The sequence below is a fragment of the Flavobacterium sp. genome, assembly GCF_044368625.1.
Classification (GTDB): domain Bacteria; phylum Bacteroidota; class Bacteroidia; order Flavobacteriales; family Flavobacteriaceae; genus Flavobacterium.
In genome coordinates, this window is the sequence record NZ_JBIPPD010000093.1 from 1 (window position 1) to 11,920 (window position 11,920).

Here is an 11,920-nt window from a genome sequence, read left to right on the forward strand (position 1 = left end):
ACCAATGGCTCCGCTGTACAAACCTCTTTTGGTTTCTTCCAATTCTTCTATTACATTCATTGCCGAAATTTTTGGCGCACCCGTCATGCTTCCCATTGGGAATGTAGTTTTGATAACATCAACCGCTGAACATTCAGGTTTTAGGTGGGAAGTTACCGTAGAAATCATTTGGTGGACTTGCAAAAACGAATAAATTTGGCACATTTCTTCTACTTCAACAGAAGCTTTTTGAGCTGTCTTTGACAAATCATTCCGAACCAAATCCACGATCATGATATTTTCAGAACGCTCTTTGGGATCGTTTGCCAAATTGATTTTGCTTTGTTCGTCTTCTTTCTGGTCGGCAAAACGTTTTGCAGTACCTTTGATGGGTTGCGAAATACATTTTTCGCCCAATTTTTTTAGATATCTTTCTGGTGAAGCTGAAATGGCGAAATGTTTGTTGTTTTTAAAAAAGCACGAAAATGGCGCTTGCGAAATTTGGTTTAGCGAGGCAAATACCGCCTGCGGTTTTATATTTGCATTTTCGGCAAAAAATTCCATACAAAAATTGGCTTCGTAAATCGTTCCATTCTGAATGTATTCGAGCATTTTGTTTACTTTTTCTACATAATCATTTTTGGAAATTTGTTGTTCAATGTGTATGCCGTCCTGAACTATTTCTTCTTTAAATGTCAGATGAATAATTTCTTGATAATCGGATTCTATTTCGTCTGCACATAAATTTAAATACAGAAATTCAATTTGGTTTTCTTGAACAAATATGAGTTTTTTGGGTTGAAAAAAAAATAAATCAGGAAATTCTACACCATCCTTGTTGTGGGAATGCAATATTTCGGTATCATTTTTTAAATCGTACGAAAGATACCCAAAAAGCCAGTCTTTCGTTGTTTTTTGGTAAATATCAAGATCCTCAAACGCATTTAAATGATCGGTTTGAATGGAGGTAAAAGCATCAACGGCCAAAACGCAGTCGTACGTGGAGTAGTTGGAACAGTTGGCGTTAGAATCCAAAAAAATAATCTCTCGAAACTGTTGACCCCATTGAAGTAATTGTTTTTTTAGGTTCTGCGAATTTTCAATGGTTTGGATAAATTTTGTTCTCAATTACAATTGTATTTTAAATTTCAAATTTACATCAAAACAAGAACAAAAAAAAACTCCTCAATAATTTGAGGAGTTTTAATCGAAAATTGTTTGAAATTATTGTTTCAAAAACTTTTTAGTAACCGTTTGTTCTCCTGCGGTAATATTGATTAAATACATTCCAGCAGTTAAATCGTTTACATCAATTTGTGCATCAGATACATTGTTGAATGTTTTTGAAATCATTTGACGACCGTTTAAATCAACAACTTGAATTGCAGTAATCGTTTCAGAACCAGCTACTTTTAAATTTAGTACATCGCGAGTAGGATTTGGATACACAGAAATAGCGTTATCTGCAATTGTCACAAACTCGTTTGTATTTAACAAATTACTCGTTTCAACGGCTCTTACCACGTAATTGTCAAATACAATTGTGGACGTCACAGTATTTGCAGGAACAGGAGGATTTGCTGTCGCATTAGCACTCACAACTACTTGCTGGATATTTACTTGAATTGGTGTTATTCCAGGAACCCAATTTGCAGCAGGCATAGCAGAAGGAGGTGTAGTTGAATTTGTTCGCCAAGTAGCTTCCCCAGTTGTAACATTGTATGAACAACCAATTGTGTACCAAGTATTTGCCTCTAATACTACAGGTGTTGCACCTAAGTTAATCAAGAACGTTCCATAAGTACTGCCATTTAAAATGTAAGCAACTCCTTGAAGTACTCTAGTATTAGTGGTATAAACGAAACCAGACACCGTTCTTGTCGTTGGAGTAGTACCTACCAATTCAGAGCCTAGAATTCTCATTCCTACTTGTGTTCTGCTATCTGTAATTGGTCCTGTAAAAAAATCATATTCTAATTCGATAATATTATTTGTAGCGGTTCTTCCTGTCCAAGCTACATCTAGTCCAGGTTTTGCCATTATACGCGAGCCTTTGTCACCATTAGGGCTTACTAGTTGCAATCCATTAGTACTATTTCTTCCGGCGGCAATAATTTGAAAATTACTAGCAGCTGCATTTGTAGAAGTTGTTGGTGCTGTACCATTTGATGAAGCAGTTAAAAAACCACCTTGACCAGCAGTAGCACCCGTAATATCCGTACCAATATTTCCAATGGTTAAACCATTAAAATTTTCGCTTTGTAGTGTTTGCGAAAAAGCAAATGTTGAAGCTGTTAAAGCTAGCGTAAGTAAAATTCTTTTCATAAAATTGGGTTTTTAAAGTTTGTACCAAAATTAGACAAAATTTCAAACAAAAAAACAAAGTTGATGTTAAATTTTGTTAAGTTTAACACTCAGAAGGTTTTATTTTAAAATGTGCGTACTCAGTATTTTATAAACTTGATTGATGTTATCACCTCCTTTTCCGAACTGTTTTTTAATGGGCAAGTCCTCATTGGTTAACCAAATCTTTAATTCAGCATCTAAATCCATGATTCCGGCACTCTCTTTTGAAAACTTTTTGATGCTGGAATACGGAATAGATAAATAATCTACTTTTGTTCCGACTAGTTGTTTTTCTGCCAAAATGAGGCGTTTGTTGGTAAACACAAACATGTCGCGAATAACCTTAAAAGCGCCTTCGATTTGTTCGCCGTCGATCAGTAGCGGTAAAAATTCTTTTTCAACTTCTTGCTGATTTGCTTCTGAAGCGTTTCCTAAAATTGCATTAAATAATCCCATTTTTTCTTTTTTTAGTTAATTTTATCTGTCAAATTTAAATATATTATCCTCTTTATACTTGTCCAAATACATGTCTTTAATCATTTCGGCAGCGATGACGCTAAAAGTGATTCCGTTTCCGCCATAACCAAGAGCAAAATACATATTTGGATGTTTTTTATGTTCGCCAATAAAGGGCAATCCGTCTTTAGTGCCACCAAAAGTCCCGCACCAATAAAAATCAATTTCAATTTTGCTTTCCGGGAAAAGTTTTTTAAAGCGCTTAAGAATGTCTTTGTTTTTTTTCTCCATCAAAGCATCTCGTTTTTTTGGATCTTGAAACGGCTCATCAAAACCTCCCACCATAATCCGATTGTCTGCAGTAGTACGAATGTAAAGATAGGGTCGGGCAGTTTCCCAGATCAGGCATTTTTCTTTCCATAAATCTACCGACTTCATAGGCTGGCTGACAATTACATAAGTAGATGAGAGTTGCATCACTTTTTCGTCCAGCAAATGCTCAGATTCAAAACCAGGTGCGGCAGCTATTTTGTTGGCTTTGATGGAAAAATCTTTATTTGTTGTAGCAGTAATACTATTTTTTTCCGACTGAATTTTTACAACATCAGTATGACTGAACACTTTTAATCCTGAATTTTTTCGATGGTAATTAAGGATCGCTTGACACAGTTTATAAGTATCTACTTGAGCAGATTGGTTGTTGTACAAGGCAGCCTTTCGCTTGATGTTGTATTTTGAAAGCAGCTCTTTGTCACTCAAGTATTTTACAGGCAAACCGTGTTTTTTTCTTACCTCAAATTCTTTTTCCAAATCCTTTTTGCCTTTAGCATCCGAGGCCAAATAAAGCGATGGCACACGTTTGAAATCAGCATCAATCTTAAGTTTCTGAACTATTTTTTCTAAAGTTATGATCGATTCCAAACACATTTCATAAGCTTTTACAGCATTTTTTTCGCCCACTTTTTCAATTAAATCAAAAAGATATTCGTCAATTTCATACTGCAATTGGGCGGTACTTGCCGTTGTACTTCCTGTAGATTCCATTCGTTTGTCTACAATAATGCATTTTATATTGTTTTCACACAAAAAATGCGCAACCAAGGCACCTGTAATTCCTGAACCTATTATTAGTACATCGGTTTCGGCATTTTTTTCTAATCTTTCGTAATTTGTAGACAATCCATTCTTGATCAACCAAAAAGGCAAACCTGATTTTAAATCCATAGTTTTTTACTTTAAAAGTACATCAATAAAACTTTTTTAAATTTATTTTATCTAAAAATTAAGAAATAAGTGTGCGACCTATATGATGAATTAAAAAAATCACTAATTTTAAATTAATTTAATTTATCCGCCATGTTAGTAAAAGTGTACGGAAGTGCTGTTTTTGGAGTGGAAGCGACCACAATAACTATTGAAGTTAATATCGATAAGGGAATAGGTTATCACCTTGTGGGTTTACCCGACAATGCGATTAAGGAAAGCAGTTACCGGATTGCAGCTGCTTTAAAAAACAACGGCTACGAGCTTCCGGGTAAAAAAATCATCATTAATTTGGCTCCAGCCGATTTACGAAAAGAAGGTTCGGCTTATGATTTGCCATTGGCAATGGGCATTTTAGTAGCTTCCGGTCAAATAAAAACCGATGAAATTGATCGTTATATCATTATGGGTGAACTTTCTTTGGACGGCGGATTGCAACCCATAAAAGGAGCGTTACCTATTGCTATTAAAGCGAAAGAAGAAGGTTACAAAGGATTTTTTCTGCCTATTCAAAATGCCAAAGAAGCGGCCATTGTTTCTGATTTGGAGGTGTACGGCATTGAAAATATCAAAGAAATCATTGAATTTTTTACTGGAAAACGAACGCTTGAACCCACCATTTTCGATACCAGAAAGGAGTTTTATAAAACATTGGATTTCCCAGAATTTGATTTCAGCGACGTAAAAGGGCAGGAGTCTATTAAACGATGTATGGAAATTGCCGCTGCTGGAGGTCACAACATTATCTTGATTGGACCGCCGGGTGCTGGAAAAACGATGCTTGCCAAAAGATTACCGAGTATTTTACCCCCTATGACGTTGAAAGAAGCGCTGGAAACCACCAAAATTCATAGTGTGGCGGGAAAATTGAAGGAAGTGGGTTTGATGAACCAACGGCCATTTCGGAGTCCGCATCACACGATTTCCAATGTGGCTCTCGTTGGAGGTGGGAGTTATCCACAACCAGGCGAAATTTCGATGGCTCACAACGGTGTTTTATTTTTGGACGAACTACCCGAATTCAAGCGGGATGTTTTGGAAGTGATGCGACAACCTTTAGAAGACCGAGAAGTAACGATTTCGAGAGCAAAATTTACCATAACTTATCCGTCGTCGTTTATGTTGGTGGCAAGTATGAATCCAAGTCCAAGTGGATTTTTTAATGATCCAAGCGCTCCGACAACGTCATCGCCGTATGAAATGCAGCGGTATTTGAGTAAAATTTCCGGGCCACTTTTAGACCGAATTGATATTCACATTGAGGTAACTCCGGTACCTTTCGAAAAACTTTCGGATACGCAAAAAGCAGAGTCGAGCGTCACCATTCGGGAACGTGTTACTAAAGCAAGAGAGTTGCAGTCGGTTCGTTTTGAACCTTTTGAAAAAATCAATTACAATGCCCAAATGGGAACCAAGCAAATTCGGGAGTTTTGTGCTTTAAACGAAACCTCCCTTCAATTGTTGAAAACCGCAATGGAACGGCTGAATTTATCCGCTCGGGCTTACGACCGGATTTTGAAAGTTTCGAGAACGATCGCCGATTTAGGAAATTCACCTACAATTGAATCGCAACATATTGCCGAAGCTATTCAGTACAGAAGTTTGGATCGAGATGGTTGGTTGGGGTAAGATTTAAACCATATTGCTAATACATTATTAAATTTTATGAAAAAATAGTTACATAATAATTAATTGGATTATTTGTAAATATCTATCTTTGGCTAGATTAAGTTGGAAAATTTTATTAGGGTTTAAAATTAACAGCTAAGACATATTCTATCCTAAGTTATTCAATAATTAGAAAATAAACAATAAGATGAAAAAAATTAATATAGTATATGTCTTTTTTTTAATAGTTCAATTTGGTTTTGTACAAGCTCAAGTTCAACCAAATACTAATCAAACACCATCTAATAAACGTGAACTTCCAGAAAAAGAATTTGAGGAGGTAAAACTAATGTATCTAGAAATGCTGGATTCTCCGAATAAGGTAAAATTTGATAGCATTTCAAGTTTATTAATAAAAAATTGTAGGGGTTTAAATCCTCCTAGTTTTGGGAATCCTAATTTATTTATTCCATGGTTAAAAGAAAATATTGATCAAACTGATTTTACTTCAATAGATCAAGTTAAATTATTATTTGAAGAAATGTCGGCCGCAGGTGTCGCTTGGATAGAAGAATATCGTCCGTTATATGCGTTAATGGCTAAAGCAAGCCGCGAACAACTTGGTGAAATAATGAAGCCTGAATTAATTAGAACTGAAGCCTATTATTCCTCTGAAAAATGATAAAACCCAGCTGAGAGGCTGGGTTTTTCTTTTTTAAAATAAATAGAACATATTAGTTACGATTTACAATCTTCGTGTAAACGTTTTTCGACGCTTATTTATTTTGGGGTCAAAATGTTTCCAAATCGCATGAATGGCTGTATTTTCTACAAGTTCGGGCGTTCGGATGCAATTGATAATCCCTTTTTGAGTAAACGTATCGTAATATTGTTTGAAAATAATAGCGGTTACTCCCTTATTTTGGAATTCAGGATTAATTCCAATTAAATAAAACAAAACTGTCTTGCTTTGCTTTTTTGCTTTCAACATGTGGTAAAACCCAAACGGAAATAATTTTCCCTTCGACTTTTGCAGTGCTTCCGAAAAATCAGGCATCACAATCCCGAAAGCAATCAGTTTATTGTTTTCGTCAAAAACAAATTTGATGTATTCCGGGTTAATCAAGCTGATGTATTTCTTTTTAAAAAACGCTTTTTGCTTTTCCGTAATCGCCACAAATGATTCTAAACTGGCGTAAGAATCATTAAATAAATCAAACATTTCGTCCACATACGGCATGACCTCGCTTATTTTGGTAAAATCAGCTTGCCGTAGTTTGTATCTTTTTTTAATTAAATCTTGTGCTTTCTCAAAAAAAACGGGATTTACGTTGGCAAACGGAAAAATACTTTCAACGTATTCTTTTTCAGGTGTATATCCTATCTGTTCTAGATGGTTGATGTAATAGGGAAAGTTGTACCACGTTATCATATTTCCCATTTGGTCAAAACCATCCGTTAAAACACCGACTTTATCAAGATTCGAAAATCCCATCGGACCTTCGACGTATTCTAAATTGTTTTTAGTGCCAAATTCGTATACTTTTTCGAGCAAGGCTTTAGTGACGGCAACGTTATCCACAACATCCCACCAACCAAAACGGACTTTCTTTTTTCCTTGGTTGTTTACCTCATCCCAATTGATAATTGCTGCAATGCGACCCACTATTTTGTCATTTTCGTAAGCCAAGTAAAAATGGGCATCGGCTGTTTCGAACAGCGGATTTTGCTTTTTATCAAATGAGTTTACTTCGTCATTAATCAATGGCGGCACCCAGTTGGGTTCGTTTTTATATAATTCAAACGGAAATTTTACAAATGCAGTAATTTCGGCTTTCGTCTTGGCTTCTTTAATTGTAATCATTATGGTTTTTCAACTTCTATGGTTTCTACTTCGTCTTTTCTTTTTTTCTTGTCTTTTTTATCCTTTTTATCCTTGTCTTTGCCGTCTTCTTTTCCGCTTCTAATCAAGATTGGTTTGTAGTTTTTGTCAAATCGCCAAGAAATACCAATTGCACCGCCAAAAAAGGAAGGATCGTCTTTGAAATTTCCACCGATAGAAGCATCAATTTGAATATTTTCTTTCAGCAAGTAAGCTGCTCCTGTTCTTAAAATATAATCCGAGTTTAAATCACTCATAAATCCTTGTGTTTCTAAAAACCCGGACCATTTTTCGTTAAATCCTTTGGTAAAAGTCACTACATATCCATAATTAGCTGATTCCGAAGTTATTCGGTCAGCAATAATATTCATTACCAATACATAACCACCACTAAATTGATTTTGTGTAATGACCATTAATTTAGGCGAAATTACCGATTCATTTTCGGGAAAATAAACGCTACTAAAATTTAAATTCGCTCCAGCATAAACAGCTACTGCGGGAATAAATTGTCTCCATTTGAACTTATGATTGGCTTTCCAACTGAGAATATTGATTTTTTCCTCATAATTTTTGAACGGGTCGTAAATCAAATATTTTGCACCCACAATCAGTTCCTTAAAATCCCGTTGGTTTTGCATGGGTAGCCCCGAAGTTCGTTGATCCCACAAGTATTTCATTTCGATATTAAATTCCAACTGTTCGAAAAAAGCACCGTAACGAAGTGCCAAATCGACGCCAAAATTATTGGCTTTTGCCGTAGTAACTGCATTTTCTTCTTTGTTAAAAAACACACCCGATTCGGCTTGAAAAACAGTTTGACCTACTGAAAATGCGGATTGCGATTCGCCTGGACGATTAGAATTAATTACATCTGTATATTGAGCATTTGCCGCAAAAGCAGCAAAAAGTGTCGCCAAGAACGTGAGTTTAAAGTGTAGGTTCATGTAAAAAGTTTTTCTAAAATGAGTAATCCCAAAAGTACTATAATTTATTATTAATTTAAGAACGATAATTTATTTTTAAAATTCAAAATGGCTAAATTTGAAAAATTTTATTTTTAGAAATGGAGACAGCTTCTTTTACGGGTTTACTTAAAGTAATTTTATATTTTATCGTTGGATATTATATTGTAAAATTTCTCGCACGTTTATTGTTCCCAATTGTAGTTCGAAAAGTGGTTTCAAAAGCCGAACAATCGTTTAAACAACAATACCAATCGCAGTACAACAACGACTATACAACGCAACAAAATCGATCCAGTAAAGACGAAATAGTTTCGGATACCGCAAAATTTACCAATCCTAAATCTACCAAAAAAGTCGGAGAGTATGTGGATTATGAAGAAATTGAGTAAGTTTGCAGGATACTTTTAGAGTTCATCGCTTTTTTGACACTAAAAGCATTCACAATCTTAATTTTAAGCAGTATCCATGAAATTTGTACATAAGTTTTATCCCCATCTTTTAGCCTTTTTTGGATTTGTAATCATTTCACTTTTTTATTTTTATCCGGTATTGCAAGGCAAAGCCTTATCGCAGTCGGATATTGTGCAATACACCGGAATGGCCAAAGAGCAAAACGACTTTCGAGCTGCCGAGAATACAGAGCCTTACTGGACAAATGCTGCTTTTGGAGGAATGCCGACCTATCAAATGGGAGCCCAATATCCGAATGATTACATTGGAGCTTTGGACGACTTGTTGCGATTTTTACCTCGACCTGCGGATTATTTATTTTTATACTTTCTGTGTTTTTACGGCTTGCTTTTAGTACTGAAAGTGGATCCCTTGAAAGCCTTTTTTGGAGCTTTGGCATTTGGATTTTCTACCTATATGATTATAATTTTGGGTGTGGGACACAATGCTAAAGCACATGCCATTGCCTATATGCCTTTGGTTTTAGCAGGTGTTTTGCTTGTTTTTCAAAGGAAATATGTAGCCGGAGGAATTTTAACGATGATTGCAGCTGCCTTGGAAATTAATGCCAATCATTTCCAAATGACGTATTATTTGTTGATTTTATTACTCATTGTGGCTGTTTTTTACAGTTACCAAATGATTAAGAACAAGGAATTCAAACCCCTTTTAACTGCTTTAGGAATTTTTGTAATAGCTGCGATTTTCGCTGTTGGTTCTAACGCGACCAATTTATTGGCAACTGCTGAATATGCCGATTTTAGTATGCGTGGTAAAAGTGAGCTTTCATTCAATCCCGACGGAAGTAAAAATGAAACTACGTCTTCGATGGATTACGATTATATTACTGAATACAGTTATGGTCTTGCCGAAAGTTTGAATTTGATTGCACCACGTTTGTTTGGTGGAGGAAATTCGGAGAAGTTAGGAAAAACGTCCCATGTATATGAATTTATCTCCAAAAAAGGTGCTGATTCGTCTGAAGCTTTAGGTTTTACCGAAAATTACGGAGCCACATATTGGGGCGACCAACCCATTGTAGCAGCTCCTGCTTACATTGGTGCTGTTGTTTTTATGCTTTTTGTCTTGGCAATGTTTATTGACAAACGCAAAATTAAACACGCTTTTTTAATCGGTGCCATTTTTACATTGATGCTTTCTTGGGGCAAAAATTTTGCTTTTTTAACCAATATTTTTATAGATATCGTTCCGTTTTACGACAAATTTAGAGCCGTTTCGTCGATACAAGTCATTGTTGAATTGTGTATGCCGATCTTGGCAATTATGGGACTTCAAAGTTTCTTTAAATCAGAGAAATCGGTTCAAATTGAAGGGTTAAAGAAAACAGCCTTTGTAAGTTTAGGAATAATTGTACTGTTATTTGTATCTAAATTTTTATTTGACTTTTCGGGACCGATTGATGCACGATTGCAAGAAATGTTTGCACAAATTGACGATCCCACTTTTTCAAGTGAATTTATGGATGCTTTAAAATCCGATCGGATGTCAATGTACACCGCGGATGTGGTTCGTTCTGGAATTTTAATTGCAGCCGTTTTGGCCATTTTATATTTTTATACGAAAGATAGTTTATCGCATCTGACGACAGTAGTTTTAGTCGGCGTTTTTATGGTCGGAGATTTACTATTTATCGACCGAAATTATGTTGATGCTTCGGGATTTGTTTCCGCTAGAGAAGTCCGTGAACCGTTCCAGCCCACAGAAAGTGATTTGAAAATTTTGGAGGATACCACTCACTTTCGAGTGTACGAAGTTAACGGCAGGTTACAAGCCCGAACGTCCTATTTTCACAAGTCGCTTTCGGGTTACAGTGCGGTTCGGCCTCGTAGAATAGATCAAATTTTCAATTACCAAATTGATAACGGAAACATGGAAGTACTGAACATGTTGAACACAAAATACGTGATTCAAGTCGATGATAAAAATCAAGAATTTCCTGCATTAAATGATAAAGCCAACGGAAATGCGTGGTTTGTAAAAAGCGTGAAGTTGGTTAATTCTGCCGATGAAGAAATGAAAGCTTTAGACAAATTTGACAGTAAAAATGAAGTAATCATCAATACCTCCGAATTTCCGTTGGCGCTCCAGTCCAACTATAAAAAGGATAGTTTAGCCCAAATTAAGCTGATTGAATACAAACCAAATTACATCAAATACGTGTCGGAAAACACAAATAAAGGTTTGGCTGTATTTTCAGAAATTTATTACCCAAAAGGTTGGATTGCGACAATTGACAACAAAGAAGTGCCTGTTTTCAGAACCAATTATACGCTTCGTGGTTTAGAAATTCCTGCCGGAAAACATACCATAGAATTCAAATTCGAACCCCAAGTTGTACAAACTGGAAGTACGATTGTATTAATGAGTGGGTTGGGAATGTTACTTTTAATTGGCGGAGGAATTTATTTTGAGAGAAAGAAACTCGGGGAGAAGTATAGTAAATAAACGATTTATGCGTCTAAGGAGGTTTTAAAATAGTCTATCTTTGTTACTCCTTTTTTTTGAGACATAATTTCTGTTAAATTAAATCACGGTAACCCCAAAGCACCACGAATTTATCCCGCAAAAAAATGATTGATGAAGTTCTTACCATTTGGAAATCTTTTCAAGACAATAACGTAAAGTACTTTACTACTAGTGGTTTTGTAGTACAAAGGTGCGGATATATTCATAACACAATAGATGTAGATGTTTTAGTAGAAGATTCAATAGCTGATCGCAAAAAACCTAGAAATGCATTTATAGGAATCGGAAGTGGCGTTTTTGACACGAAGCAATTTGTTCCCGATTGGACTGATTTCACTCATAATTTTGACTTACAGCTTGATGTAATGACTTTAATTAAAAGATGCAAAGATGTTGCTTTTAAAAATTTACTTCATCCTGCAGCTGTAGTACAGATGGAAGTAATTGCAGCTAATTTCATTGATTATCAAAGTTTAATTAT

The 11,920-nt window shown here is 35.6% G+C and carries 11 protein-coding genes; 5 read left to right on the top strand and 6 right to left on the bottom strand.

Features of this window, described 5'->3' with window-relative positions; translation table 11 throughout:
* The 4 genes from ACIQ2X_RS08605 to ACIQ2X_RS08620 form a co-directional block, all read right to left on the bottom strand.
* The coding region (locus ACIQ2X_RS08605; protein ID WP_396178518.1) for a chorismate-binding protein at positions 1-1,107 on the bottom strand (1,107 nt) is incomplete at its 3' end.
* A gap of 96 nt (positions 1,108-1,203) precedes the next feature.
* Positions 1,204-2,304 (bottom strand): T9SS type A sorting domain-containing protein, encoded by a 1,101-nt coding sequence (locus ACIQ2X_RS08610; protein ID WP_396178519.1) that lies wholly within the window; start codon positions 2,302-2,304, stop codon positions 1,204-1,206.
* A gap of 99 nt (positions 2,305-2,403) precedes the next feature.
* Entirely contained in the window at positions 2,404-2,781 is a 378-nt protein-coding gene (locus tag ACIQ2X_RS08615) for a PH domain-containing protein (RefSeq protein ID WP_396178520.1), read from the bottom strand.
* Positions 2,782-2,802: 21 nt separating this feature from the next.
* Positions 2,803-4,005, bottom strand: coding sequence for an NAD(P)/FAD-dependent oxidoreductase (locus ACIQ2X_RS08620; protein ID WP_396178521.1), 1,203 nt, complete (start codon positions 4,003-4,005; stop codon positions 2,803-2,805).
* A 132-nt stretch (positions 4,006-4,137) separates the two neighbouring features.
* Here ACIQ2X_RS08620 and ACIQ2X_RS08625 point away from each other — a divergent pair, with 132 nt between their 5' ends.
* Both ACIQ2X_RS08625 and ACIQ2X_RS08630 read left to right on the top strand, forming a co-directional pair.
* Positions 4,138-5,673, top strand: a complete 1,536-nt coding sequence (locus tag ACIQ2X_RS08625) for a YifB family Mg chelatase-like AAA ATPase (RefSeq protein ID WP_396178522.1) — start codon at positions 4,138-4,140, stop codon at positions 5,671-5,673.
* Positions 5,674-5,860: 187 nt separating this feature from the next.
* Complete coding sequence (locus ACIQ2X_RS08630) at positions 5,861-6,334, top strand: hypothetical protein (protein ID WP_396178523.1); 474 nt, start codon at positions 5,861-5,863, stop codon at positions 6,332-6,334.
* A gap of 63 nt (positions 6,335-6,397) precedes the next feature.
* Here ACIQ2X_RS08630 and ACIQ2X_RS08635 read toward each other — a convergent pair whose 3' ends face one another.
* Together ACIQ2X_RS08635 and ACIQ2X_RS08640 are read right to left on the bottom strand one after the other, a co-directional pair.
* Positions 6,398-7,516, bottom strand: a complete 1,119-nt coding sequence (locus tag ACIQ2X_RS08635; protein ID WP_396178524.1) for a GTP cyclohydrolase — start codon at positions 7,514-7,516, stop codon at positions 6,398-6,400.
* Positions 7,516-8,481: a transporter gene (locus tag ACIQ2X_RS08640; RefSeq protein WP_396178525.1), complete on the bottom strand. Its 966-nt coding sequence runs from the start codon at positions 8,479-8,481 to the stop codon at positions 7,516-7,518. The genes ACIQ2X_RS08635 and ACIQ2X_RS08640 overlap by 1 nt, the downstream gene beginning before the upstream one ends.
* Positions 8,482-8,600: 119 nt before the next feature.
* Between ACIQ2X_RS08640 and ACIQ2X_RS08645 the strand changes: the two genes are divergently transcribed.
* The 3 genes from ACIQ2X_RS08645 to ACIQ2X_RS08655 form a co-directional block, all read left to right on the top strand.
* Entirely contained in the window at positions 8,601-8,891 is a 291-nt protein-coding gene (locus ACIQ2X_RS08645) for a DUF4834 family protein (protein ID WP_396178526.1), read from the top strand.
* Between the two features lie 76 nt (positions 8,892-8,967).
* The gene (locus ACIQ2X_RS08650) at positions 8,968-11,418 is read left to right on the top strand and encodes a YfhO family protein (RefSeq protein WP_396178527.1); all 2,451 of its coding nucleotides are present in this window, start codon (positions 8,968-8,970) and stop codon (positions 11,416-11,418) included.
* Between the two features lie 125 nt (positions 11,419-11,543).
* Positions 11,544-11,920: hypothetical protein (locus tag ACIQ2X_RS08655; RefSeq protein WP_396178528.1), on the top strand; the 377-nt coding region annotated here is incomplete at its 3' end.

Excerpts from the sequence above, each read along its gene's own strand:
- ACIQ2X_RS08650 (WP_396178527.1), top strand. The coding sequence starts at position 8,968 with ATGAAATTTGTACATAAGTTTTATCCCCATCTTTTAGCCTTTTTTGGA.
- ACIQ2X_RS08610 (WP_396178519.1), bottom strand. The coding sequence starts at position 2,304 with ATGAAAAGAATTTTACTTACGCTAGCTTTAACAGCTTCAACATTTGCT.
- ACIQ2X_RS08625 (WP_396178522.1), top strand. The coding sequence starts at position 4,138 with ATGTTAGTAAAAGTGTACGGAAGTGCTGTTTTTGGAGTGGAAGCGACC.
- ACIQ2X_RS08630 (WP_396178523.1), top strand. The coding sequence starts at position 5,861 with ATGAAAAAAATTAATATAGTATATGTCTTTTTTTTAATAGTTCAATTT.
- ACIQ2X_RS08640 (WP_396178525.1), bottom strand. The coding sequence starts at position 8,481 with ATGAACCTACACTTTAAACTCACGTTCTTGGCGACACTTTTTGCTGCT.
- ACIQ2X_RS08615 (WP_396178520.1), bottom strand. The coding sequence starts at position 2,781 with ATGGGATTATTTAATGCAATTTTAGGAAACGCTTCAGAAGCAAATCAG.
- ACIQ2X_RS08635 (WP_396178524.1), bottom strand. The coding sequence starts at position 7,516 with ATGATTACAATTAAAGAAGCCAAGACGAAAGCCGAAATTACTGCATTT.
- ACIQ2X_RS08620 (WP_396178521.1), bottom strand. The coding sequence starts at position 4,005 with ATGGATTTAAAATCAGGTTTGCCTTTTTGGTTGATCAAGAATGGATTG.
- ACIQ2X_RS08645 (WP_396178526.1), top strand. The coding sequence starts at position 8,601 with ATGGAGACAGCTTCTTTTACGGGTTTACTTAAAGTAATTTTATATTTT.